The organism is Paenibacillus sp. 7523-1 (genome assembly GCF_002276415.1).
GTDB lineage: Bacteria > Bacillota > Bacilli > Paenibacillales > Paenibacillaceae > Paenibacillus > Paenibacillus illinoisensis_A.
This window is the reverse complement of record NZ_NPBR01000029.1, coordinates 133,927-158,785: the sequence shown is the minus strand read 5'-3', so window position 1 is coordinate 158,785 and position 24,859 is coordinate 133,927. Positions and strand designations below refer to the sequence as shown.

Below are 24,859 nucleotides of genomic sequence, written 5' to 3'. Positions count from 1 at the left end.
CTTGTTAAAAAGAGCGATTAATCATTAATTTGATTAATCGCTCTTTTTGTATATTTGAAAATTAAACAGCTGATTACAGATCCAAGGCATCGAAGGCGATGTATTGTAAGATATGATAAAATAATAGAAAAAAGCAAAGTGGTGGCGTTCATTATATGAAGCTCATACTTGGTCTTAAACAACAGATTGAATCCATTATCGGCACTAGCTTGGATGAATACGAGATTACCGTAGAAGAATGGAATCAGTCTGCAATGCAGTTAATTGGTTGGGAACATAATCAAAGCGGTTTGCTTGAGATGGAAACTCCCGAGGAAGGACAACCTAAACAGGAGTTTGCTTCTGACGCGATAGCGAGTGTAAAGAGTTTAACTACAGAGGAACGTATCTACTTCAAAGTTAAGTTTAATGAAAATGAAAGAACTTTAGTATGTTGGGGTTGTTCTGCTAGCTCCATAACCACGGAAACAAGGCGCTTAATTGAATTGCTGATTACCAACAGTTCAGACAGAATAGCTGAAGAGCTGCCAGTAATATATGAGAATAATCGGGAACAGGAACTTGCTGAACTGGGGAAATGGCTTCGGCAGAAGATAGAGCACCCGGCGGGGCAGGAATCCATTCCGGAGCGCTTTTCATTTCGGGATGAGATGCATTCTGAAAAGATCCCGTTTCTACTGCAATGCGAGACACCAGACGCCCATCGTATTCGTTCAAAGGAATTGAACAAGTTGCTGGGGAGTTATTTTGGTGAGGACATTATGCTGATTCCTCTGGGAGAGCAGGACTGGCTCTTTCTGAGCGATGAGCAGATTGTAACAGGTGAAGCGGAAGAGGATACCCTCGAAGCAAAAAAGGATTTACTTAATGCTTTTTGTTTAGGGCTATATGAATTGGTGGCGAGTGAATGGGCAGGAGTATTTCATTTATCTGCGTCCATGCCGTGTATTCCAGTACATGAGTTATCGACAATTACAGGTCTGCTTCAAGAGAGCATTCATTTGGGAAGAGCATTTCACGTGGCTCAGCATATTCACTTACCATGGGAACTGCATCTTGAGCGATTGGTGGCGAGTATTCCTGAACAGCAGCGTCTTCGTTTTATCAAGGAGACAGGTAAGGATACGGTGATCTTTGAGGATAGTGAGACACTTGCAACACTGGAGACCTATTTTAGTCTGGACTGCAATGTCAGTGAGACAGCAAAGCGCCTTTTCATCCACCGCAATACGCTTATATACCGTCTGGATAAGATCAAACAGGAGATTGGTTACGATGTAAGAAGCTTTGAAAGTGCTGTTCTGGTGCGGCTTTTGCTCCTTATGTACAAAGTGACGAAAAAGCTCTGATATTTTTGTGCAGTTTGCGAATAGTCAAACATCACATGGATGGGTTAATATAAAACTACAAAATGTATTCGATTACAAAATGATCTCTGAGGAGGCAACAATCATGGCTGGTGTACGTTTAGAGCATATTTTCAAAAAATACCCGGGTTCTGATAAAGCAACAGTAGTTGATATTAACCTGGACATCAAAGATAAAGAATTCTTGGTACTGGTTGGACCGTCCGGTTGTGGTAAATCAACAACACTGCGTATGATCGCAGGCCTTGAGGAAATTTCTGAAGGTAAACTCTATATCGGTGACCGTGTCGTTAATGATGTTGCTCCTAAAGACCGCGATATCGCGATGGTATTCCAATCCTATGCCTTGTATCCGCATATGAGCGTATATCAAAACATGGCGTTTGGTTTGAAACTGCGTAAAGTGAAGAAAGACGAGATCGACAAACGTGTTCGTGAAGCAGCTAAAATCCTGGATATCGAGCATTTGCTTGAGCGTAAACCTAAGGCATTGTCCGGTGGTCAACGTCAGCGTGTCGCTCTGGGACGTGCGATTGTCCGTGATCCACAAGTCTTCTTGATGGATGAGCCTCTTTCCAACTTGGATGCGAAACTTCGTGGTCAGATGCGTGCGGAAATCACAAAGCTTGCTAAACGTTTGGAAACAACAGTTATCTACGTAACGCATGACCAGATCGAAGCCATGACCATGGGTGATCGGATCGTCGTTATGAAAGATGGTATCATTCAACAAGCAGCTTCTCCTGAAGAGCTGTACAACCACCCGGCTAACCTGTTCGTAGCAGGTTTCATCGGTTCCCCGACAATGAACTTCATCTCGGGTAAACTGGCTGAGCAAGGTGCTAACCTGCACTTCGTAGCTCCAGGCGTGGACGTTGAAATCCCGCAAGGTAAAGCACAAGTGCTGAAATCAAGAGGATACATTGGCAAGGAAGTTATTCTGGGTGTTCGTCCAGAAGACATCCACGAAGAGCCAGTATTCCTGGAAGCATCCCCGAACTCTGTATTCTCTACACACGTAGACGTAACAGAGAACCTGGGTCACGAAATGCTCCTCTACTTGAGCGGTGTGGGTAACGATACGACTATCGCACGTGTAGATGGACGTTCCAATACTCGTGATGGTTCCACAGTTAAAATGGCAATTGACATGAACAAGGTTCATATCTTTGACAAAGAGACTGAAGTGAACGTTCTCCTTCAAGACTAATCATACTGGGATTCCTCGGATCCGATGGATCATCAGTTAACGCAATCATACATTGTATTCAGAGCCCCTTCCGTTGTTGCTGGAAGGGGCTTTTTTGATTAATGGGCGGCTGTGGTCCGCGATTGCATTCAACACTGAATTCATTTAAGATTATTTGAAGGCTGGTTTTGTTTCGTAAAGTCTGTAACCTGAAACAAACAAAATGAATGCGCTAATAATGGAATGGAAAAGACGCAAAAATGCTGATGTACATAGAGAGGCAGCGAATGCTGAAAGGAAGAGACAAATGGCGAAAAAAGTGAAAGTATCTGAATTGGTACAGCAGTTCCAGCTTGAGGTCGTTTCCGGATCTCAAGGTTTGAAGAGAGTAATTACTGTAGATGACTTAAACCGTCCTGGCCTCGAAATGGCCGGTTATTTTGAATACCATCCACAAGAACGGGTACAGCTGCTTGGGAGAACAGAGCTGGCCTTTTTTGCAATGTTACCTGAAGCAGAGCGTCGTGACCGGATGCAGCGTCTATGCACGGAGGAAACACCGTGTATCCTGGTGACTCGTGGACTGGAAGTACCACAGGAACTTATCGAGATCAGCGAGGAGCAGAATCTGGCTGTGCTTCGCAGCAACATGGCAACGACGATTCTGTCCAGCCGTATTACCGGATTCCTGGAGCGTAAGCTTGCGCCAACGGCAACCATTCATGGCGTACTATGTGATGTGAACGGTGTTGGGATGCTGATTACTGGCAGCAGTGGTATTGGTAAGAGTGAAACGGCACTTGAATTAGTGAAGCGTGGACACCGCCTGATTGCCGATGATGCCGTTGAAATCCGTCAAACATCAGACTTCCAGCTGCACGGAACCGCACCAGAGCTTATCCGTCACCTGCTTGAGATTCGTGGAGTCGGGATCATCAACGTAATGACATTGTTTGGTGCAGGAGCTGTTCGTAACAATAAACGAATTACCCTGGTAGTGCGTCTTGAGGCTTGGCAGCAGGACAAACAATATGATCGTCTCGGTCTGGATGAGGAAACAACACGAATCATCGATACGGATGTACCGCTGGTAACCATTCCTGTTCGTCCGGGACGAAACTTGGCTGTCATTATTGAAGTAGCGGCGATGAACTATCGTCTCAAGCAAATGGGACTTAACGCTGCACTGCAATTTACGAACAAGCTGACAGCAACGATTTCGGAAGACATGGAAGACATGGACTAGGATAGTAGAAATATTTATTAGAATTGTAGGAACATGAGTTATACGTATTTAAAATAAAGACCAAGACTGGCCTGCTCTACTTCTTACGGAATTTGAAGCAGGTCCCATTTGGTCATGCATACAGATGAGTGAATTTATAGGAGTGTGAATGAATGGATACATTATTACTGTTGAACCCCATTGCGTTCTCCATTGGAGCGTTAAAGGTTCATTGGTATGGACTTATTCTCGGAACGGCAGCACTCGTAGGTCTGCTGCTGGTCATCCGGGAGGGTAAGCGGTACAACATACCACAGGAAGTATTTATGGATATGGTCCTGCTGGGTGTACCTTCTGCCATTATCGGAGCACGTATATACTACGTAGCTTTTCGATGGGATGATTATAAGGATAATTTCTGGGATGTCTTTAAGATATGGAATGGTGGTATCGCCATATATGGTGCGCTGATTGGCGCAATCATTTGTGCCGTTATTTTCTTCCGACGCAAAGGGTACAATTTTTGGCGCATGGCTGACATCTGCGCACCTGGACTCATTGTTGGTCAGATGATTGGACGCTGGGGAAACTTTGTAAACCAGGAAGCCTACGGTGGACCTGTGGAGGAGTCCTTTTTACGGGACAAGCTGCATTTGCCAGACTTTATCGTCAATCAGATGAATGTGGAAGGTGTATTCCACCATCCTGCATTTTTGTATGAGTCGTTATGGAGCCTTGTTGGCTTGGTCTTGTTGCTGGTTCTTCGCCGTCAGAAGTTTTTGCGTGCTGGTGAGTTGTTCATGTCCTACTTTATCTGGTACTCCATCGGTCGTTTCTTCATTGAAGCTCTGCGTACAGATAGTCTGGGCTTCCAGGCTCCTCAATGGCTTGCATCGCTCGTCAACGGTCTATGGTCTCCAATGACTGCACTGGGCTTCGAACAGGGTTACCTGGATTCAGCCTACGGTAACGTAAGAATTTCACAATTGCTCGCCATTGGCATCATTATTGCAGCTATCATATTTATCGTAGTGAGAAGAGTAACTGGAAAAGCTGATGCACGTTATAGCGATCCGATTGTATCTTCCAAGGTCTCATCTGAACCAACGGATGATATGCCGCAAGCAGGCCCGGTTGCCAGCAAAGAAAGTAAGGCAAGCCCAAGCCCCGCTAAAGAGGAGACGAAGCAAGCTGAGGATAAAAAGGAGTAATGCAGCATGATTGAAACGGTACTATTTGATCTCGACGGAACCATTATTGATACAAATGAGCTGATTATCAGCTCGTTCCAACATGTCATGGAAGGATGGGAACATTCTGCTCCATGGACGCGTGAGCAGATTATCCCGCATATGGGAGGCACCCTGGAGCAGCAGATGCGTACCTTCTCAGGACAGGAGGAAGTAGCTGAGTACGTTAAAGGGTACCGTGCTTATAATGATATCCATCATGAAGCAATGGTAAGACCTTTTCCGCATGTGAATGAGGTTGTTGAGGCACTGCACCAAGCGGGTATTGTGATGGGAGTAGTGACAACCAAGATTCGCCCGTCTACACTTAAAGTGCTGGAACGTTTTGACCTGATGAAATATATGAAATCCATTGTAACGGTGACCGATGTAACCCATCCGAAACCTCATGCTGAACCTGTGCTTAAAGCGATGGAGGAGTTGGGTGCAAACCCGGCTAAAACGCTGATGGTTGGGGATAGCCCGGTCGATATCCAATCCGCCAAAAATGCAGGTGCACTTGCGGCAGGCGTTGCCTGGTCTCTTAAAGGAGAGGCAGCACTGAGTGAATATGGCCCGGATTATATATTGCATGACATGAAGGATTTACTTGCGCTGACCCGTATTGAAACGGGACGTTCATGAGGAAAGTCACCCGCTATCCAGTAGAGGGCCACAATGCACTCTGGCATATCTACAAGACGGTAAGTCCGTGGAAGGGTGTTCGCAACTTTATATGGATTCAGTTGTCACGGTACTGCCCGATTCTTCCGGTGAAGAACTGGATCTATCGCCACATGCTCGGTATGAAGGTGGGCAAACATACGGCATTCGGACTGATGGTTATGGTGGATGTGTTCTTCCCCGAGAAGATCACAATCGGTGAAAACTCAGTCATCGGCTATAACACGACGATTCTCGCGCATGAGTACCTCATTAAAGAGTACAGATTGGGAGAAGTTATTATTGGCGAAAATGTGCTGATCGGTGCCAACACAACAATTCTCCCGGGGGTAACCATCGGGGATGGAGCAGTGGTCGCTGCAGGAGCGGTCGTTCATAAGGATGTAGCCCCAGGAGCTTTTGTCGGTGGGAATCCACTTCGTGAACTTTCGCGCAACGTAGATATCAGTGAAGTGGAGCTTCACGTGAAAATGGATGAGCGTGTCCATTAGGGTAGGGTATCAAAAGGTACAGCGGTGGACACCCCATGTAAGTTATGAGGAGACGTCTAAAATACATGATATACAGAGGCACATGGCAATTGTGCTTGCTTCTGATGAGAAAGAGCTGCTGATGGCAGCTTTTTTCGTATACAGATGTTGCTGAGAGGGCTTGTTTCAACAGAAATAAATGTTAAGGCAGAGCGGGTAAGCTAGAGGACTGTATTGTTGACGATGAGGAGTCATTCATGTTATCATATCCCATATCCTTTAGTTTGTTAGCACTTTACCATGAGAAAGCATTATGGAGTAGTAAGAACTTATCATCAATCAAGAACAGATCAAGAACAAGAATGCATCAAGAAGGCTGCCCGGCAGCATCTGAACACAGTCCCTTAATATAGGGTAATAGAAGATGGAATCGGGATTTACGATACATAAATCCTATTTAAGATAAAGCTAAAGCCCATAAACCAAACTACTGACTCGGGGTGAATGATACCAATGTCCAAACCAAAAGGCTTCGAAAAACCGACAGGTTTTCGTGACTATACACCGCTTGTGGTAAACAAGCTGAGAACGATTGAACGGAACGTATTGGAATGTATGGAACGCTGGGGTTACCGCCAGATTATAACACCAACGATTGAATATTACGATACGGTAGGAGTGGCGAGTTCGACCTCGGATCGAAAGTTGTTCAAACTGCTGAATAGCCGGGGAACTACACTTGTACTGAGATCGGATCTGACGGCACCCATTGCGCGAGTAGTATCTTCTCTATTAAAAGATGAACCGCTCCCGCTGCGTCTGTCCTATCATGCGAATGTGTTTCGTTCAATTGAAGAAGAAGCCGGACGCGAGGCGGAATTCTTCCAGACAGGTGTAGAACTGGTTGGAGATGACTCACCAGAGGCAGATGCTGAAGTCGTTGCGCTCGCGATTGCCTCGCTGCAGGCAGCAGGGGTGTCTTCTTTTAAAATAGCCATGGGTCATATGGGTTTTCTAAACGGGCTACTGGAGGAAGCCATTCCAGGGCAGACGGCACAACAGGCTGCACTCAAAGAAGGGTTGCTCGGACGCGACTATGTTGGATATCGTCAGTCGATAGAGGAACTTAACCTGGAACCCAAACCGAAAGAACAATTGGAAGCCATTCTAAGATTGCGTGGCGGGAAAGAAGTATGTGCACATGCAGCAGAACTTAGCTCCAGTGCTGAAGCAGCGCAATCGATTGCTCATCTGTGTGCTGTGTTTGAAGTGCTGGAAGCCTACGGTGTATCAGAACATGTACTGATTGACCTGACCATGATCGGAGACTTCTCCTACTATACAGGCATGACCTTCGAAGGGTATGCGGCAGAGCTAGGATCACCGGTGTGCAGCGGGGGACGATATGACAATCTGCTGCAGCAGTTTGGCCGCTCACTTCCTGCAACAGGATTTGCGCTGAAAACGAACCGGATCATCGATGGAGTGCACGGCATTACGATGGAAGAGAACAAACCTGTGCTGATCCAGTATGACAAAGAACGCCGAGCTGAGGCACTGGCGGAAGCAGCCCGTTTACGGAGCGGCGGACAAAACGTGGTGACTAACCTTTTATCGGATCATGAAGTAACAGAACCAGCAGCAGAAGTCATTGCATCATCCGGTGGTAGCTCAGTACGTTCGGCAAGGGACGTCTACGATCAGGTTATCACCTATCAAGCTGAACAAGGAGGACGCTGAGATGTCGGATATTTTGAAGGTAGCTATGCCCAAGGGCCGAATCTATAAAAAAGCTTCGAAGCTTTTCCGTGAAGCGGGCCTCGATATTCCAGTCGATGTGGACGATACACGCAAATTGGTCATTGAAGTACCCGAAGCAGGAATGGAGTTCATCATGGCGAAGCCTGTAGATGTGCCAACGTATGTGGAATACGGTGTAGCGGATATCGGAATTGTCGGTAAGGACGTACTGCTTGAGGAAAATCGGGATGTCTACGAACTGTTGAATCTGGGGATTGCACAGTGCCGCATGTCGGTGATCGGTCTGCCGGATTGGACACCAGGTATCCAGCAGCGTGTGGCTACGAAATATCCGAGAATTGCCTCTCAATATTTCCGCGAACAGGGTCAGCAGGTGGAAGTTATCAAGTTGAACGGCTCCATTGAACTTGCACCTCTGATCGGGCTGGCTGACCGGATTGTGGATCTGGTGGAGACGGGCCAGACACTGCGTGAGAATGGATTGGTTGAGATGACAGGCATTCTGGATATCACGAGTCGCCTTATCGCGAACCGGGTGAGTTATCGGATGAAAAATGGACGGATTCAGGCATTGTGCGATGCCTTGCAGCAGGTCATTCCAACGCCTAATGAATTTTCAGCAGGAAGCCTTCAGGGATAAATGATCGGGCAAGAAAGATTAGAGGAATGGATGAACACTTATGGCTGACAGGGAAGACAGGGCCAGGGAGGTAGAACGCATGAAAATTGTACCTGCACGGGAATTTGATCTGAAGCGTGAAGTGGATTACGGTACACCTGAGCAAAATGAAACAGTCCGGCGCATTGTCAGTGATATCCGCCGGGAAGGGGATGCGGCACTGCTGCGCTATACGGAGGAGTTGGACCGCACGAAACTGACTGCTGCGGGACTACGCGTGCCGCAGGAAGAGCTCCAGGCGGCCTACGCTGCTGTAGAACCTTCCTTCGTGACAGCGATTCGGCAAGCCGCTGCCAACATTCGAGCGTTTCACGTGAAACAGAAACGTAATTCGTGGATGGATTGGCAGCCGGACGGCAGTCTGCTGGGCCAGGTCATCCGGCCGCTGAAGCGGGTCGGGGTATATGTGCCTGGCGGCAAAGCAGCATATCCTTCGTCGGTGCTGATGAATGTCATTCCGGCACAGGTTGCCGGCGTGCCGGAGATTGTTATGGTGACGCCGCCGGCAACCAACGGCGGCGAGGGAATTGACCCGTACATTCTCGTAGCTGCCGCGGAAGCGGGCGTGAACGAGATGTACCGGGTTGGCGGCGCGCAGGCCATCGCCGCCCTGGCTTACGGCACGGAGAGCATTGCCCCGGTCGACAAGATCTGTGGACCGGGTAATATCTACGTGGCGCTCGCGAAGCGCGAGGTCTACGGCGCGGTCGATATCGACAGTATCGCCGGGCCCAGTGAGATTGTGGTGCTCGCCGATGAAACGGCGAACCCGGTGTATGTCGCCGCAGACTTGCTGTCGCAGGCGGAACATGACGAGATGGCATCGGCCATTCTCGTCACGACCTCGGCCGTGCTGGCAGAAGCCGTGCAGGCCGAAGTGCAGCGCCAGCTTGAGGCGCTGCCGCGGAAGGCCATCGCCGCTGCTTCGGTGGAGCAGTATGGCGCGATTATTGTGGTCGATTCCATGAATGAAGGAATCGACGTGGTGAACCGGCTTGCACCAGAGCATCTGGAGATTCTGGTGCAGGAGCCGATGGCTTATGCCGGCCGGATCGAAAATGCCGGTGCGATCTTTCTTGGCCCGTACAGCTCGGAGCCGGTAGGAGATTATTTTGCCGGACCGAATCATATCATTCCGACAAACGGAACTGCACGGTTCAATTCTCCGGTAGACGTGGATGACTTTATTAAGAAATCAAGTTTGATCTACTATAGCAAGGAAGCGCTGCTTCAAAACGGAGCGGCTATCATAGAACTGGCCCGCCATGAAGGGCTTGAAGGGCACGCCCGTGCAATCGCTGTACGGTTAGAACAGGAAGGGAAGGCGGAATCGAACAATGGATAAACAAAATATCGGAGTAGAGCTTGATACTACAGGTGCTGTGCGCCAGGCAGAGGTTGACCGCAAGACGAATGAAACCAATATTCAATTGGCATTTGCCGTAGATGGTACAGGGCAATCGACGATTGAGACGGATGTCCCTTTCCTCAACCATATGCTCGATCTGTTCACAAAGCACGGACAATTCGATCTGAATGTACAGGCGCGGGGCGACATTGATATTGATGATCACCACACCGTTGAGGATATCGGAATCTGCCTGGGGCAGACCCTTCGCGAGGCGCTGGGTGACAAACGGGGCATCAAGCGTTATGCGAGTGTATTTGTACCGATGGATGAGGCACTTGCTCAGGTTATCATTGATGTAAGCAACAGACCTCACTTCGAGTATCGTGCGGAGTACCCATCCCAGCAAGTAGGCAGCTTCTCGACAGAACTGGTTCATGAATTTCTGTGGAAACTGGCGCTGGAGGCGCGAATTACGCTGCACGTCATTGTACACTATGGCCAGAACACACATCACATGATTGAAGCGATCTTTAAGGCATTGGGACGTGCACTGGATGAAGCAACGATGATCGATCCACGTGTAACGGGCGTGCCTTCCACGAAGGGAGTGCTGTAGACGATGGCGATTGCAATTGTCGATTACGGTATGGGGAACCTGCACAGCGTCGGCAAAGCGGTCGAACGTCTTGGCTATGAAGCGCTGGTGACAGGTGACAGGGAAACGATTTTACAGGCAGACGGGGTCATCCTCCCTGGGGTTGGTGCATTTGGTGATGCCATGGAGCACTTGCGGGAGAGTGGATTGGACGCTGTTGTGAAAGAAGCGGCAGCTGGAACTAAACCACTGCTTGGGATCTGTCTGGGCATGCAGCTGCTATTCAGCTCCAGTGAGGAGCATGGGGAGCACACCGGATTGGATATCCTGCCAGGTAAAGTGGTGCGTTTTGCAGCAGGAGAGCTAAAGGTACCTCATATGGGCTGGAATCGCCTGGAGTTCCTTCATCCGGAAAATCCTCTCTTTGAAGGGCTTGAAGCCGGACATGTTTATTTTGTTCATTCCTATCATGCACGTACCGAAGTGGAAAGTGATCTGCTGGCAGTAACGGATTACGGACACCCGGTGACAGCCATTGTGGGAAGAGGAAGCAACTTCGGCATGCAGTTTCACCCGGAGAAGAGCGGTGAACTGGGCATGAAGCTGCTCGGAAACTTCCTGGCGTTGACAGGCAAGCCGAATCAGGGATAAATCGAATTCCCGAACAGAGACCCGTTTAGATTAAAGCTATGCTATGCAGGATAGGCAGCCCCTATCCTACTTTTAATAAGCAGTCATACTCATATAGATGGATAAACAAATAAAGAACAAATCAGGAGGCCTTGTATGTCATCTTTTATCATATATCCGGCAATTGATATCCGGGACGGCAAATGTGTAAGACTGGTGCAGGGGGATTACAATCAGGAGACGGTATATAATGATGACCCTGTACAGGTTGCCCTTTCCTGGGAGAAGCAAGGTGGTACATACGTTCATCTGGTCGATCTGGACGGTGCAAAGGCAGGTCACCCCGTAAATGACGAACTCATTGGCCGCATTGCAGCCGCAGTGAACGTGCCTGTTCAGGTAGGCGGCGGGCTGCGTACCGTAGCTGATGTAGAACGCTTGCTGGGTCTTGGTGTGAGCCGGCTCATTATCGGAACAGCAGCTATTGAAGACCGTGCATTTACCGAAGAAGTGTTAGGACGTTATGGAGATAAAGTGGCGATCGGTATCGATGCCCGAAACGGTTATGTGGCTACTCGCGGCTGGCTGGAAACATCCGAGGTGCAAGCTGAAGTACTAGCGAAAGAACTGGCTGCATTCGGTGCTGAGACGTTTATCTTCACCGACATTTCCCGTGATGGAATGATGCAGGGGCCAAATGTGGAAGCCATTGTATCACTTGCCAAGGCGAGCGGACGTAATGTTATCGCTTCCGGAGGTGTCAGTGTGATGGATGATCTGCTTCGCCTGAGCCGTCATGCGGATGATGGAATCGGAGGAGCAATCGTTGGTAAGGCGCTGTATACCGGCAGTATTGATCTGTCCGAAGCAGTGCGCGCAGTCAACAAGTAAAGGAACTGGATAGAGAGGAAGAGGAGTATGCTGGCAAAAAGAATTATCCCCTGTCTGGACGTTAAGGATGGCCGGGTTGTCAAAGGCGTTAACTTCGTGAATCTCCGCGATGCGGGTGATCCGGTCGAGCTGGCGGCACTGTATGACCGTGAAGGTGCAGACGAACTGGTATTTCTCGATATTTCAGCTTCTGTCGAAGGTCGCGAAACGATGGAAGAAGTGGTACGGCAGACCGCTGGCGAAATCGCCATCCCCTTCACTGTTGGTGGTGGCATCTCCAAAGTTGAAGACATGAAGCGCATCCTGCGTGCGGGTGCAGACAAAATCGCAGTCAACACGGCTGCTGTGCTGAATCCCCAGCTGATTGCCGACGGTGCTCGCCGCTTCGGTTCCCAATGTATTGTAGTGGCAGTAGACGCCAAGTACAATGAAGCCTGGGGAGAGTGGGAGGTCTACACTCATGGAGGACGGAAACCTTCAGGAATCAAGGCGCTCGAATGGGTAAAACAAGCTGAGGAACTGGGGGCCGGCGAAATTCTGCTAACCAGCATGGATGCGGATGGAACCAAAGATGGATTCGACCTGAAGCTGACTGCTGCTGTATCCGAATCAGTACGAATTCCTGTCATTGCTTCAGGCGGTGCGGGTAAGGAATCTCATTTCTACGACGTGTTTACTGCTGGCAAAGCAGATGCAGGACTTGCGGCAACGATATTCCATTATAAAGAAATCGCCGTACCGGCGTTAAAACAACATTTGAGAGAACAAGGGGTGGAGATCCGTGAGTAATGTAAGTAACGAGATCAGGGAGCGCTTATCCCTGGAGCAGGTTGTAGAGCATATCCGCTGGAGTGATGGTCTGGTACCTGCGATCGTGCAGGATGCCGAGACACGTCAAGTGTTAATGATGGCTTATATGAACCGGGAATCATTGAAGTTGTCGCTGGAATCGGGAGAAACCTGGTTCTGGTCGCGTTCACGCCAAGAGCTGTGGCACAAAGGCGCTACGTCCGGGAACGTACAGACGATTACCTCGCTAAAGTACGATTGTGATGGGGATACGTTGCTGGTAGAGGTTAAACCAAACGGTCCTGCTTGCCATACCGGTGAAGTGACCTGTTTCCATAATGAAATTGTGGGTCTGCCTCAGAAATCTACAGAACAATCCGGAAATGAGACAAACGCAGACTCTTCGGAATCAAGAGCAGAAGGCCGCTTTGACGTACTTGCTGAACTTGAATCCGTCATTGCTAAACGTGAAGTGGAACGTCCGGAAGGTGCATATACCACGTATCTGTTTGATAAGGGCGTTGATAAAATATTGAAAAAAATTGGTGAAGAAGCTTCCGAAACGATCATCGCCGCCAAAAATAAAGATAATGACGAGCTTCGACTTGAGGTCAGTGACCTGATGTATCACCTGCTCGTTCTATTGCAAGAGCGCAAACTGCTGCTGGACGACATTATGGCTGAGCTGAGCCGCCGTCATGAACGGCCACGCCGCGATTAGGGGGTGCTCTAATGCGTATTGATTATCACACTCACCATGAGCGCTGTGGTCATGCTGTCGGCAAGCTTGAGGCTTATGTACAGCGAGGCGTGGAGATTGGACTGTCCCAGATTGGACTGTCTGATCACATGCCTTTGCTGCATGTAGATCCATCGAATTATTATCCCGAAATGGCAATGCCCATGGAGGAGCTGCCTCGCTATGTGGAAGAATGCTTTTCGCTGAAAGAGCGGTACCGCGGACAGATCGAGGTGCGTGTTGGCCTTGAAGGGGATTACATCGAAGGATGGGAGTCCGAAATCCGGTCAATCATTGAACGTTATCCTTGGGATTACATCATCGGTTCGGTTCATTTCCTTGGGGAATGGGATATCACCGACTTCCGTCAGACCCATCACTGGGAAGGCAAAGATATTTTGGAGGTATACCGTCAGTATTATGATGCTGTAAGTAAAGCTGCTGCTACAGGCATGTACGATATTATGGGGCACACTGACGTTATTAAGCGTTTTGGCTTCAATCCCTCACCGGAGCAGACGGAAGAGCGTATTGCACTGGAAAATGCTGCTCTGCAAGCTATTGCGAAGAGTGGCTGTGCTATGGAGCTTAATGCGTCGGGATTGTCGAAGCCTTGTGCTGAGATGTTCCCTAGTCGCCGGATGTTAACAGAAGCCATTAAGCTGGGTATCCCGCTCACCCTTGGTTCTGATGCCCACGACCCACTTAAACTGGGTGAACATTTGCCTGAAGCCGAGCAGCTTCTGCATGAGCTGGGTTGTACGGAGGTGGCTGTTTTTGAAGGCCGCCGCCGCTCTTTCGTTCCTTTAAATGTATAAGGCAGTGGGGTATAATGAGGTTAGGAAATAACCTTGTTCAATAAGGGATTATATAGGGAATCTAACCCTCGGGAGGGGCATTATGCAACATTCGTTACGTATTTTTTCCGGTTCATCGAACCCCAAGCTGGCAGAACAGGTATGTGACAAGCTGGGTGTACAGTTGGGCAAAATTAAGCTGTCCCGGTTCAAGAGCGGAGAAATATACGTTCATTACGAAGAAACCATCCGTAACTGTGATGTGTTTCTGGTCCAGTCACTGTCTCATCCGATTAACGAGCTGTTTGTCGAACTGCTCGTGATGATTGATGCAGCCAAACGGGCTTCTGCCCGCACAGTGAACATTATCGTTCCCTATTACGGATATGCCCGTCAGGAGCGCAAGTCTGCACCACGTGAGCCGATCTCGGCTAAGATGGTAGCAGATGTCCTGACGACAGCTGGTGCAAACCGGGTGGTAACGATTGATTTGCATGCAGCAGCGATCCAGGGCTTCTTCAACATTCCTGTCGATCATATGACATCGCTTGATCTGATAAGCGAGTACCTGCTCAGCAAAGGCATTGAAAATCCGGTGGTCGTATCCCCGGATGCAGGACGGGCATCCATGGCGGAGAAGCTGGCCAATCGGTTGGACTCACCTTTTGCCATAATGATCAAAAAGCGGCCGAGCCACAATGAATCCATCATTACACATGTGATTGGAGATGTGGAAGGACGCACGCCGATTATTATTGAGGATCTAATTGATACAGGGACGACCATTTTGAATGTGGTGGAAGGGTTAAAGGAGCGCGGGTCCAAAAATGTGTATGTGTGTGCCACACACGGTCTGTTCTCGGATAATGCGCTAAGCAAGCTTAATCATCCATCCATAGCCGAAGTGGTTGTCACAGATTCCATTGCGCTGCCTGATGACCATCCGGAGTGCTTCAAAGTCCTGCCTGTCGCACCAATGCTGGCACGAGCTGTTCGCATTATTGTGGATGGCGGCTCCATGGCGACATTGTTCAGAGATTCGGGAATCTAAAGTGTTCATGAAGATTTGCTGTTCCGTGTTTGAGTAGTTTGCTGCTCAGCACGGTTTTTTGTTTTTTATCTAAATTATATATGAACTGCTTGATGCTATAATTCCCTGCTTGGCTGCTCTGAAGCTTGTGCTATAATAACATCAAATTGTATCTATCGGACTTATTTGGAGTTACCCGAAAGCGCCGCAACCAGAGCAAGAACGAATGAAAATGTGATAAATAGGAGAACCACAGCTGATGTACATTAGCTCAGTGGAGTGAGGAGTGGGGTCTATTGTCCCGTACTTGGTATTATCGGTTACTCTTTTCGTATTTCCCTATTTTTTTTCTTACCGTGACCATACTCATTTTTATTGCTTTTGTGTTCATTAACGATATTTCCAGAGAAGAAACGAGAAAAGCGGACCGTATATCCTCCAGTTATCTGGTAGATAATCTCGATCGTACTATTCGTGATATTGAACTGTCGGTGACGGAGGCCGTACAGAGTGAGCAGGCGTATAAGCTCTACTTCAATAATCCAGGTCAGGCAAGTAAGGAAACGGTCTATACGATTGCGCAGAGTTTGCGTGAACTGACGAATTCCTCTTCATGGATTCAATCAATTTATTTATATGACAAGAAAGATGATAGCGCTTTAACTTCAAGTGGAGCCCGGGAAATAGAAGGCTTTGCAGATCAGAACTGGATTGATCAAATCATGTCTGGTTCCCTTGCTCCCGGGTGGCAGCCCGTCCGAGTATATGATGTGGAATCGGTTCAGCGTACCCCAATCCGGGTGCTCACGGTTAATAAGGACATGCCGTTACCCTTTGGCACCGATGGTGTATTGGTCATTAACATCAAGATGAGCAGCATTGAGCAGAGCATCGACAGCATGGTGAATGGACAACTTTCCTTCATGACTGTTACGGACCAGAAGGGTCAGGTTGTATATAATGCCCACTCAGACAGTGAAGGCGCTCATGGGGGACAACCATTAAATACACTTCACCTCGAAAGGCTTGGTTGGACGCTCCATAGCGGTATTAAGGCAGGCAATCTCTTTGGCTGGGTATCGGTCATTTCTTATGTATGGGTGTTTATTGCTGCCCTGACCGTTGTCTGTGCCATCATTTATATTGTCTATATTACTCGCCGCAATTATAAGCCTATTCAGATTATCATGAACCGAATTGAGGCCCATCAAATTAGAGCATTGGAGCAATCGGGGTCAAGTGTGGACGAAATGAAGCTGATTGACGGCGTACTTGAAAATCTGATTAATCACATGATGGATTATGACGAGAAAAGCAGGGAAAATGCGCTGCTACAGCGGAGCAAGCTATTCAACGATCTATTGCATGGCGAGAATCTGGATCGTGCCACTGAACGATTAAAGGACCTATCACCGTTAACGGATACGGATCAGTCATCACACTTTACGGTCGTACTCGGAGAAATCAATCGATATGAGAAGGGGTTCCAGGAACGATACACGCGAGGCGAGCAGAACACGCTAAAATTCGCTCTGATGAATGTCTTGCAGGAGCTCACTCGTAACACAGGCATGCAATGCTGGATGGAGTGGGTGAGTGCGGACCGGATTGCGATCCTTTTCCAGTCCCTGGAACCAAGTGAAGATATGACAGACCGAATCTGTGCAGTTGCAGAAGAGTTCAGGTCTTGGGTGGAACAGAATCTCCGTATCTCGCTTAGCTTCGGAATCGGGCCGATTGCCAGGGGGGTAGGAGCAATCTGTGAATCATATACAGCAGCAGAAGCCGTAATGCAGCGCAAGCTCCTGATGAATGGAGATGTGGTTCTGGCCGGTGCTGGTGAAACCTCTCAACAGTTGCTGGAAACCTACACCTACTTGCAGATGATCGCCGATTTTGTGAAGCGATTCCGAATGTCGAGCGGCCAGTGGCGTGACCTGCTTGAGGAGATTTTTACTGCCTTTGAGCACAACATGCTGCCTGATGACGATATTCTCTCCCTTGTAGAGGCCATGCTGCAGATGCTTCGCCGAGAAGTGGCTATGATGTCAGAGGAGCTACAGGAGAAATTATCCGAAGATAACTTGAACAATTGGTTAAAATCGATGAAGGAAGCGGAGACACTTGAGGATGTTAAATCCATGCTGTTTGATGATCTGACCGAACTGTTCCGAACCTATGTATCGGTGACCGAAACCAAGAGTTACAGAGCACTCGTCAATGAGATGAAAACATACATTGAAGAACAGTTTGCGAATCCGGATCTTTCGCTGAAGCATTTGAGTGATCGATTCCAGGTTTCGGGCAAGCATGCAAGTTATTTATTTAAAACAGAGTTTAACATGAAGTTTGTGGATTTCCTGACCGAGCTGCGGATGAAGGAAGTTGAACGACTTCTGGTCCACACCGATCTTTCGTTGCAGGACATTGCTCTGAAAGTTGGTTATGCCAACGGAATTACTCTTGGACGTGTGTTTAAACGGGTAACAGGGATTACACCAGGTGATTATCGCCGGTTGAAGCGTGAGCATCCCGCGAACTTTCATGAAGAGAAAGAGTCGAGCGGCTGACTACATCAGGACATGTGCAGGGCGGAACTCGTGCAGGCGCTCTCCGTCAGGAGAGCATTATGCACGAATCCCGCCCTATTGCTGTTGGAGCATAATGATCCTACTGACAGAGGGACAGGTTATCGTGTAACGGACTCACATGATTCCAGTTTATTGCGCTCTTGCGAATATAGGCAGTGTATGAAAATGGTTTATCGTGTTTTGAAGGCGGGTCGGTTGGGCGGTAACAACACTGTGCAGCGTGGATGAATACATGGGGCAAGGGTCGATGAAAATGGTCAGTGTACGAAAATCGTCGCTCGCATAAACCATTATCCTTATGTAAGCGTTTACGAAACGGGTTTGTTGCCAATGTCAGGAGTGATGTGGAATACTCTGGGCAGGATTTAACCATTCACACAAGGGCAAAGGAGATGACACAAATGACAGGAAAAGCAACCAAGGGGAGTCTAAAGAAATGGGTAGGACTTGCGCTTACGATGGTAATGGGAGTTTCCTTGCTGGCCGGCTGTTCATCCGCATCAGAAGAAGGCGGAGCAGATGGCAATGCGTCAGGTAATGGCGAGCGTGTCACCTTGAAAGTGGAAGTGTTTGATCGTGGTAACAGTCCTTCACCTTACACCATTACGAACAACTACTTATCGAAACTGGTGCAGGAAAAATTCGGTGACCCGAATAATATCGATGTGCAATTCGTACCGATTCAGCGCTCGGAAGAAGTGACGAAGCTGAATGTTCTCATGGCCAGCAATACCGATGTTCCCGATATTGTTTTTGTATATGACTCAAGTGTGTTCTACCGCTATGCCCAGCAGGGCGGGCTGACCGATGTCGGTGAACTGCTGGATCAGTATGGACCGAACCTGAAGAAGTTCCTGGGCGAGGATACATTAAAGTTTGGACAGCTGGAAGGCCAGCAGTTCGCTGTACCGGGTAAACGTGCGATTACAGGGCGATACAGCTCGTACATTCGTCAGGACTGGCTGGATAAAGTGGGATTACCATTGCCTTCAACGACCGATGAACTGTACACCACTTTGAAGGCGTTTAAAGAGAAGGACCCTGGTCAGCTTGGCAGCAAAAACATTCCAATGGGAATGGCCCTGGCTCCAGCTCAATTTGAAACATTGATCTATTCCTTTATCAAGCCGGTTAGTGGTGATCTGACATACGCTCAGCGTTTTGAGCTGCCTCTGCATGAGGGTTTCAAGGATGCCATGAAGTTCATGAACAAGCTGTACAACGAGGGCTTAATCAGCAAGGACTTCAGTCTGGATGAAGATAAAACCCAACTGGCCAAGGACGTGCAGAACGGTAACATCGGCTACTGGTCTGAAGATGTGGATGCCATTTTCTACGCGGATGGAACGCTGGACAATCTGCGCAAAAATGTAGAGGGAAGCAACCTGGTTCCAGTCGATGCTTATACCAATGCGAATGTAGACAACAAACATATTAAGTCTCGTTACGGCTCCAACGGCATGTACATTATGATTCCTAAAAGCAGCAAACGTGCTGTGGAAGCCATTAAATATTTGGACTGGATGGCTTCTGACAATAACCTGAGGGATATCCTTAGTGGGGTCGAAGGTGAGAACTATGAACTGGTTGATGGACTTCCCGTTGTCAAAGAGGATGCCACGCAGGAAGCCAAGGATCGTCTTTTCAATGCAGGGGATATGGCCATCATTTCGAACGGCAAAAATGTGGGTGACCAGGCTATGAATGAAAAAGCTTGGGTTTTGGGATTCCCGCAGAACAATCAGGAGATGTTGAAGCAGTCCATCGATATTGCCAATACGGACACTGTAGGACCGATTATCTTCGATAAGCCAATTGAAGCAGAGATGAAATATGGTACAGCACTCAAAGATAAGCTCAATGTCATTATCGTGAAAACAGCAATGGCAAAACCGGAAGAATTCGAAGCGGTATACGAACGGGAAATGAATGATTACATGTCACTTGGCGGTGAAGTACTGAAGAAAGAACTTGAACAGGCCGTTCAGGAGCTTGCTGCCAAATAAGAAAAAAGATCCTCGCAAGTGGTACAGAGCTACTGGATAGAGCGGATAAACTTTGAAGTGACCTGTGCCGTCACCTGAGGCGGCACAGTTTATCTTCACGGATTGGAGGAGACAGACATGACCCCCTACTTGAAGAGGTATTGGCAATTGTACGCGTTGATTTCCCTGCCCCTTATTTACTTCGTGGTTTTCCGTTACGGACCAATGTATGGCGTACAGATCGCATTTAAGGATTTTAACCTGTTCCAGGGTATTGGTGGCAGCGAGTGGATTGGCTTTGATGCCTTCCGCGAGGTATTTGGGATGCGGGACTTCTACACCACGTTACGAAATACCTTTATGCTCAACTTTCTGGATCTGATTGTATCTTTCCCTGCTCCAATAATCCTGGCAATCATGCTCTATGAAATTCGGTTTAAATGGTTCAAGAAGCTTTCCCAGACCATCCTGTATATCCCTCACTTCATTTCATGGGTGATTATCGGGGGGATCGTATACCAGCTGTTTGGCAACCAATCAGGTATGGTAAACGGTGTGCTCGAGAGTATGGGGCTGAACCCCATCCCATTTCTGACGGAGAAGAATCCGTGGCTTGTAACCTACCTGTTTACCGGTGTCTGGCAAAGTGCCGGATGGGGAACCATCCTGTATCTGGCTGCACTGACGGGTGTGAACAAGGAGTTGTTTGAAGCGGCTGAGATCGATGGAGCAACACGTCTCAAAAAGATCTGGCATATTACATTGCCGAGCATCAAGCCGACCATCGTAACCCTGCTTATTCTGAATCTGGGGCACATGGTCACGATTGGATTCGATCGCCCTTACATTATCGGGAACACAGCGGTGCGTGAATATTCAGATGTTCTAAGCACCTTCGTATACCGGATGGGTTTGGAATCCGGGCAGTATACACTGGCAACGGTAGTCGGACTGTTCCAGGCCGTCGTGGGTCTTATTTTCGTGCTGGGCTCCAACTACATTTCGAAAAAGGTAACTGGTGAAGGGATTTTGTAGAGGAAAGGAACGTACGCGAGCTTGTTATGCTGTAGACCATCAGTAAAGGAGTTGTGCACATATGAGTGAACGCACCTCAAATCGGATTTTTGATATCGTTAATATCTCCTTTGTAACCCTGTTTGTCGTGTTCTGTCTGGCTCCTTTTCTGCACACGATTGCCATATCATTTAGCTCCAACCGAGCGATAACATCGGGAGAAGTGACGCTGTTTCCGAAGGAGTTTAATTGGGATGCATACGTCAAGGTGTTCTCTGACCATTCCATGCTCTATTCACTTGGTTACACTGCGCTTTTGACGATTGCGACTACGGTATTATGCATGCTGTTTACTATTGCTGCAGCGTACCCGTTGACCAAGAAGAAACTGAAGGGCCGCAAGCTCTTCATGTATGTCATCATCATTACGATGTTCTTCAGTGGCGGGATCATTCCGGAATACTTGCTGATTCGTGATCTGCATTTGCTGAATTCGGTCTGGGCATTGATATTGCCGGGTTTGGTCAGTCCATTTAACCTGATTCTCCTGATCTCCTTCTTCAATGGCATCCCGGAAAGTCTGGAGGAGTCAGCTGAGATCGATGGAAGCTCACATCTTCATACGTTGTTGAAAATCATCCTTCCACTCTCGCTACCAGTGATGGCTACCTTGTCTCTCTTCTATGCGGTGGGACGCTGGAACGGATTCCAGGATTCCCTGATGTACATTAATGATCCACAGCTGTATCCGCTGCAGCTCAAGCTGTTCCAAATGGTACAGAACAATATGGTGAGTGAACTGACACAGATGGAGGGTGCAAACCGCACACCGCTTACGCCGGAAAGTCTGAAGGCTGCCACCGTTATATTTGCTACCGTTCCCATCCTGCTTGTCTATCCTTGGCTGCAGAAATATTTCGTTAGTGGTGCCATGCTTGGGGCTGTAAAAGGTTGATTGAAGCCATATCCATCATATGTGGGAAAGGTTGCAACAGAGAAAGGAAGAGTGAGCTTGTATGCAGCAAAATGACAAGGGTGAGTATTCGTTCTCCACATGCTGGAACATTAAGCGTCACCAGGTAGGCGAGGCCATGATCCAGGAAATTCGCGAGCTTGGCTTCCGCCGTATAGAACTTAACTACAACGTGACGAAGGAAATGCTGACGTCTATTGAGCCTATGATTGAGCGCGGAGAGATTGGTGTTTCCAGTGTGCATAACACATTTCCTCATGTGCCAGACCCGGATTACGGTACAGACTCGGTACTGCTCGGATTCCAGGACGAAACGAAGCGTCAAAAGGCCATCCAGCTGCTTGTCGGTTCCGCAGAATATGCCCATCGTTACGGAGCTGAGGCTGTTGTTGTACACCCGGGAGAGGTACCTATCCCGGAGAGTGTCAGCAAGGAGCTTGCACAGCTGTATCACGACGAGGGGAAGGATTCATCTAAGTATCGCAGCAAATGGGAGGAATTTGTTGAACGGCGGCAGGCACTGAGCAACGGCTATGTCCAACAGATTATCCGCAGCCTGGATGAAGTCTGCAATCAAGCGGCAGCCAAAGGACTGAATGTCCAGTTCGGTATCGAGACCCGCTCCAGACCACAGCAGATTCCTACGCTGGCTGAGGCCAAAACCATTATTGAGGCACTTCGAGGAGCTTCGGTTGGCATCTGGTATGATACCGGGCATGCCATCATGATGGATCGCCTGGGACTCTACGACAGCGTGGGTGAGATGCAAGGACTGATGGATGATATCGTAGGCGTTCATATCCATGAGACGCTTGGCCTTTCGGATCATTGGTGCCCTTATGTGCACAGTCAAGATATGCATTTCTATGATGCATACCTCCCCATGATCCACCGAGCAAGGGTCAAGGTCTATGAACTGAAATCAGCTTGTACACCGGATGAAATTCACGAGAGTCACGAACTGCTTATGAAGAAGATGAATCCGGCAAGGGAGGGACGATGATATTGGAAACAGACCGCGCGCTGAATGAGTGCGCTGCGGCTGTTTCTTTGGCAATCCAGCCCAGCCGCGAGCAACTACTCAGTTTGGAGGGAACGGAACATGTACAAGCAACTGGTGGATAGCAATGACAAGGCGGTGGAGAGAGGCTTGTCCCGGCAGGAGCTTGATCCGAATAGCCGATACTACGGTGGAACAATCGATCCCTACACAGGTATCGCCTGGGTCAATCATACGACCGGAACCCCTACGGATATGTGTTACTGGGGGGCTGCGCTTGCTAACCCCGATTCAATCTATTATCGGAATGAAGAGCTGTTAAAGCGTCTTCTGCTGGCAACGGAGTTTGTGCTCCGTAACCAGCATGAAGACGGCTCTATATCTCCGGGATGGACCAACTATCATTCACCGCCAGACACGGCATTTGTCGTTGTGGGGTATGCTCAACTGTACCAGCTGCTTCAACAGCAGGATTGGGAGAAGCTGCAGCCTGTGCTGGACAACATGCGGTTATTTTTGGAACGAACCGTACCCGTCATGCTTACAGGAGGTTGCCATACGCCGAACCATCGTTGGGTGTTATGCGCGGCTCTTGGTTTCCTGCATCAGCTGTTTGACCTGGAAGAGGCAGTGAAGCGTGCAGAGCAGTGGCTGGCGGAAGGAATGGATATAACTCCAGATGGGGAGTGGACAGAACGCAGCAACGGAATCTATAACGCGGTTAGCGACATCATGCTGATCCATGCGGCTCGCTTGTTGAATCGTCCTGAGCTGCTTGAGCCCGTCAGACTTAATCTGCGTATGATGGTGTATCTGGTACATCCGACAGGTGAGATTGTTACGGATTACTCGGGTCGTCAGGATCTGGGCAGTATGCATGACCTGTCCCCTTATTACCTGCCATATGCCATTCTTGCCCGGATTGACCATGATCCGCTCTTGGCCAACATGGCGAAATGGGCAGGCGATTCATTAACAGACCCTGGCGTTTGTTCGGTCAATTCGCTCATTCGGTTATTACTTGAACCGGAGCTGCAGAAGATATATGAGGTGGAAAATGAACTGCCCAAGCAGTATGAGATCATGTTGAATGAACATTTTGCGCGTGAGGGTTATTTACAACAAATGGGGGCAGCAGGACATTATGGACGTATCTCTTATAGCCGGATGCATACGGACTTTGGCGCGCCTGTTGCCCGTATAAGGGATCATGCGACAAGCATAACCATAATGACGGAAGTGCCGTCTTTCTTCGCCCTTCGTCATGGTTCGGTGCGTCTGCTGGCCGTGCAGCTGGCCTCCTACTTCAATCCAGGCTATGTGCCGATGCAGCAGATGGACCGATTGCCCGCAGGATATCGTCTGACGGGTGAGCAGAAGAAAGGCTATTATGCTCCTATTCCTGCAGATCAGCTGCCCGAGACTGTGAAAACTTCCACTAGTCCATGGTATGTGTTACCTCATCAGAACCGGGAACTTACGCATGAACAGACATTCCGCACACGGGCAGAGGTTGTACCAACGGAGAAGGGTTGGAAGCTGGAACTGTCAGGTGACGAGCCAGAGGAGATTATGATGCAGTTGTCCTTCGTATTTGGAGATGAAGGGGAGCTGTCATCTGACGAGCTGCTAGAGACGAGTGGCGGGCATTATCTGTGGAAGAGTGGAACGCTCCGCTATTCTTGCGGAGAAGATTGGATCGAGCTGACTGGAGGAGAGATGGGACATCTTGCAGCAACTGTACGCGAGGCGAAGTTACCGGACCAATGCAAGGTTGTGCTGGTCAATTTCATGACACCGTTCAGGAAGACGATAGACATTACACTGTCACCGACGATGGCAGCGAAGTTGTAAATGGGGAGGGATCTCC

Annotated in this window: 22 protein-coding genes; all 22 read left to right on the top strand. The window is 48.6% G+C overall.

The window, feature by feature from the left end:
* Positions 1–155: 155 nt before the first annotated feature.
* The 22 genes from CHH60_RS27335 (at position 156) to CHH60_RS27230 (ending at position 24,843) form a co-directional block, all read left to right on the top strand.
* On the top strand, positions 156–1,349 hold the full coding sequence (locus tag CHH60_RS27335; RefSeq protein WP_095362063.1) for a PucR family transcriptional regulator: 1,194 nt from the start codon (positions 156–158) through the stop codon (positions 1,347–1,349).
* Positions 1,350–1,452: 103 nt separating this feature from the next.
* Entirely contained in the window at positions 1,453–2,577 is a 1,125-nt protein-coding gene (locus CHH60_RS27330) for an ABC transporter ATP-binding protein (protein WP_095292957.1), read from the top strand.
* 286 nt (positions 2,578–2,863) lie between these two features.
* A complete protein-coding gene (gene hprK / locus CHH60_RS27325) occupies positions 2,864–3,802 on the top strand; it encodes an HPr(Ser) kinase/phosphatase (protein ID WP_095292959.1) in 939 nt (312 codons plus the stop codon).
* A gap of 152 nt (positions 3,803–3,954) precedes the next feature.
* Positions 3,955–4,992 (top strand): prolipoprotein diacylglyceryl transferase, encoded by a 1,038-nt coding sequence (gene lgt, locus CHH60_RS27320; protein ID WP_095362062.1) that lies wholly within the window; start codon positions 3,955–3,957, stop codon positions 4,990–4,992.
* A 6-nt stretch (positions 4,993–4,998) separates the two neighbouring features.
* A complete protein-coding gene (gene ppaX / locus CHH60_RS27315; protein WP_095362061.1) occupies positions 4,999–5,655 on the top strand; it encodes a pyrophosphatase PpaX in 657 nt (218 codons plus the stop codon).
* The gene (locus CHH60_RS27310) at positions 5,652–6,185 is read left to right on the top strand and encodes an acyltransferase (RefSeq protein ID WP_095362060.1); all 534 of its coding nucleotides are present in this window, start codon (positions 5,652–5,654) and stop codon (positions 6,183–6,185) included. Before ppaX ends, CHH60_RS27310 begins: the two co-directional genes overlap by 4 nt.
* 492 nt (positions 6,186–6,677) lie before the next feature.
* The gene (locus CHH60_RS27305; RefSeq protein WP_095362059.1) at positions 6,678–7,904 is read left to right on the top strand and encodes an ATP phosphoribosyltransferase regulatory subunit; all 1,227 of its coding nucleotides are present in this window, start codon (positions 6,678–6,680) and stop codon (positions 7,902–7,904) included.
* 1 nt (position 7,905) lies between these two features.
* Positions 7,906–8,565, top strand: coding sequence for an ATP phosphoribosyltransferase (gene hisG / locus CHH60_RS27300; protein WP_095362058.1), 660 nt, complete (start codon positions 7,906–7,908; stop codon positions 8,563–8,565).
* A gap of 79 nt (positions 8,566–8,644) precedes the next feature.
* Positions 8,645–9,949: a histidinol dehydrogenase gene (gene hisD / locus CHH60_RS27295; protein ID WP_095362057.1), complete on the top strand. Its 1,305-nt coding sequence runs from the start codon at positions 8,645–8,647 to the stop codon at positions 9,947–9,949.
* Entirely contained in the window at positions 9,942–10,571 is a 630-nt protein-coding gene (gene hisB / locus CHH60_RS27290) for an imidazoleglycerol-phosphate dehydratase HisB (RefSeq protein WP_095362056.1), read from the top strand. The genes hisD and hisB overlap by 8 nt, the downstream gene beginning before the upstream one ends.
* 3 nt (positions 10,572–10,574) lie before the next feature.
* A complete protein-coding gene (gene hisH, locus CHH60_RS27285) occupies positions 10,575–11,201 on the top strand; it encodes an imidazole glycerol phosphate synthase subunit HisH (RefSeq protein ID WP_095362055.1) in 627 nt (208 codons plus the stop codon).
* A gap of 135 nt (positions 11,202–11,336) precedes the next feature.
* Complete coding sequence (gene hisA, locus CHH60_RS27280; protein ID WP_095362054.1) at positions 11,337–12,071, top strand: 1-(5-phosphoribosyl)-5-[(5-phosphoribosylamino)methylideneamino]imidazole-4-carboxamide isomerase; 735 nt, start codon at positions 11,337–11,339, stop codon at positions 12,069–12,071.
* A gap of 27 nt (positions 12,072–12,098) precedes the next feature.
* A complete protein-coding gene (gene hisF / locus CHH60_RS27275; RefSeq protein WP_095362053.1) occupies positions 12,099–12,860 on the top strand; it encodes an imidazole glycerol phosphate synthase subunit HisF in 762 nt (253 codons plus the stop codon).
* Positions 12,853–13,581 (top strand): bifunctional phosphoribosyl-AMP cyclohydrolase/phosphoribosyl-ATP diphosphatase HisIE, encoded by a 729-nt coding sequence (gene hisIE / locus CHH60_RS27270; RefSeq protein WP_095362052.1) that lies wholly within the window; start codon positions 12,853–12,855, stop codon positions 13,579–13,581. Before hisF ends, hisIE begins: the two co-directional genes overlap by 8 nt.
* A gap of 11 nt (positions 13,582–13,592) precedes the next feature.
* A complete protein-coding gene (gene hisJ / locus CHH60_RS27265; protein ID WP_095362051.1) occupies positions 13,593–14,417 on the top strand; it encodes a histidinol-phosphatase HisJ in 825 nt (274 codons plus the stop codon).
* An 82-nt stretch (positions 14,418–14,499) separates the two neighbouring features.
* On the top strand, positions 14,500–15,447 hold the full coding sequence (locus CHH60_RS27260) for a ribose-phosphate diphosphokinase (RefSeq protein WP_095362050.1): 948 nt from the start codon (positions 14,500–14,502) through the stop codon (positions 15,445–15,447).
* A gap of 275 nt (positions 15,448–15,722) precedes the next feature.
* Complete coding sequence (locus tag CHH60_RS27255; RefSeq protein ID WP_095362049.1) at positions 15,723–17,996, top strand: helix-turn-helix domain-containing protein; 2,274 nt, start codon at positions 15,723–15,725, stop codon at positions 17,994–17,996.
* A gap of 422 nt (positions 17,997–18,418) precedes the next feature.
* Positions 18,419–20,023 (top strand): extracellular solute-binding protein, encoded by a 1,605-nt coding sequence (locus CHH60_RS27250; protein ID WP_095362048.1) that lies wholly within the window; start codon positions 18,419–18,421, stop codon positions 20,021–20,023.
* Positions 20,024–20,140: 117 nt separating this feature from the next.
* Positions 20,141–21,037, top strand: coding sequence for an ABC transporter permease (locus CHH60_RS27245; protein ID WP_095362047.1), 897 nt, complete (start codon positions 20,141–20,143; stop codon positions 21,035–21,037).
* 61 nt (positions 21,038–21,098) lie between these two features.
* A complete protein-coding gene (locus CHH60_RS27240) occupies positions 21,099–21,971 on the top strand; it encodes a carbohydrate ABC transporter permease (protein ID WP_095362046.1) in 873 nt (290 codons plus the stop codon).
* A gap of 61 nt (positions 21,972–22,032) precedes the next feature.
* Positions 22,033–22,992: a sugar phosphate isomerase/epimerase family protein gene (locus CHH60_RS27235; protein WP_095362045.1), complete on the top strand. Its 960-nt coding sequence runs from the start codon at positions 22,033–22,035 to the stop codon at positions 22,990–22,992.
* Positions 22,993–23,091: 99 nt separating this feature from the next.
* The gene (locus CHH60_RS27230) at positions 23,092–24,843 is read left to right on the top strand and encodes a hypothetical protein (RefSeq protein WP_095362044.1); all 1,752 of its coding nucleotides are present in this window, start codon (positions 23,092–23,094) and stop codon (positions 24,841–24,843) included.
* The last annotated feature ends 16 nt before the right edge of the window (positions 24,844–24,859 follow it).

What these genes read in the sequence shown, in the direction of transcription:
- lgt (WP_095362062.1), top strand. Translation starts at nt 3,955, where the DNA reads ATGGATACATTATTACTGTTGAACCCCATTGCGTTCTCCATTGGAGCG.
- hisJ (WP_095362051.1), top strand. Translation starts at nt 13,593, where the DNA reads ATGCGTATTGATTATCACACTCACCATGAGCGCTGTGGTCATGCTGTC.
- CHH60_RS27245 (WP_095362047.1), top strand. Translation starts at nt 20,141, where the DNA reads ATGACCCCCTACTTGAAGAGGTATTGGCAATTGTACGCGTTGATTTCC.
- CHH60_RS27260 (WP_095362050.1), top strand. Translation starts at nt 14,500, where the DNA reads ATGCAACATTCGTTACGTATTTTTTCCGGTTCATCGAACCCCAAGCTG.
- CHH60_RS27335 (WP_095362063.1), top strand. Translation starts at nt 156, where the DNA reads ATGAAGCTCATACTTGGTCTTAAACAACAGATTGAATCCATTATCGGC.
- hisF (WP_095362053.1), top strand. Translation starts at nt 12,099, where the DNA reads ATGCTGGCAAAAAGAATTATCCCCTGTCTGGACGTTAAGGATGGCCGG.
- ppaX (WP_095362061.1), top strand. Translation starts at nt 4,999, where the DNA reads ATGATTGAAACGGTACTATTTGATCTCGACGGAACCATTATTGATACA.
- hisA (WP_095362054.1), top strand. Translation starts at nt 11,337, where the DNA reads ATGTCATCTTTTATCATATATCCGGCAATTGATATCCGGGACGGCAAA.
- CHH60_RS27305 (WP_095362059.1), top strand. Translation starts at nt 6,678, where the DNA reads ATGTCCAAACCAAAAGGCTTCGAAAAACCGACAGGTTTTCGTGACTAT.
- CHH60_RS27230 (WP_095362044.1), top strand. Translation starts at nt 23,092, where the DNA reads ATGTACAAGCAACTGGTGGATAGCAATGACAAGGCGGTGGAGAGAGGC.
- hisG (WP_095362058.1), top strand. Translation starts at nt 7,906, where the DNA reads ATGTCGGATATTTTGAAGGTAGCTATGCCCAAGGGCCGAATCTATAAA.
- hisH (WP_095362055.1), top strand. Translation starts at nt 10,575, where the DNA reads ATGGCGATTGCAATTGTCGATTACGGTATGGGGAACCTGCACAGCGTC.
- hisB (WP_095362056.1), top strand. Translation starts at nt 9,942, where the DNA reads ATGGATAAACAAAATATCGGAGTAGAGCTTGATACTACAGGTGCTGTG.
- CHH60_RS27310 (WP_095362060.1), top strand. Translation starts at nt 5,652, where the DNA reads ATGAGGAAAGTCACCCGCTATCCAGTAGAGGGCCACAATGCACTCTGG.
- CHH60_RS27240 (WP_095362046.1), top strand. Translation starts at nt 21,099, where the DNA reads ATGAGTGAACGCACCTCAAATCGGATTTTTGATATCGTTAATATCTCC.
- CHH60_RS27330 (WP_095292957.1), top strand. Translation starts at nt 1,453, where the DNA reads ATGGCTGGTGTACGTTTAGAGCATATTTTCAAAAAATACCCGGGTTCT.
- CHH60_RS27250 (WP_095362048.1), top strand. Translation starts at nt 18,419, where the DNA reads ATGACAGGAAAAGCAACCAAGGGGAGTCTAAAGAAATGGGTAGGACTT.
- hprK (WP_095292959.1), top strand. Translation starts at nt 2,864, where the DNA reads ATGGCGAAAAAAGTGAAAGTATCTGAATTGGTACAGCAGTTCCAGCTT.
- CHH60_RS27235 (WP_095362045.1), top strand. Translation starts at nt 22,033, where the DNA reads ATGCAGCAAAATGACAAGGGTGAGTATTCGTTCTCCACATGCTGGAAC.
- hisD (WP_095362057.1), top strand. Translation starts at nt 8,645, where the DNA reads ATGAAAATTGTACCTGCACGGGAATTTGATCTGAAGCGTGAAGTGGAT.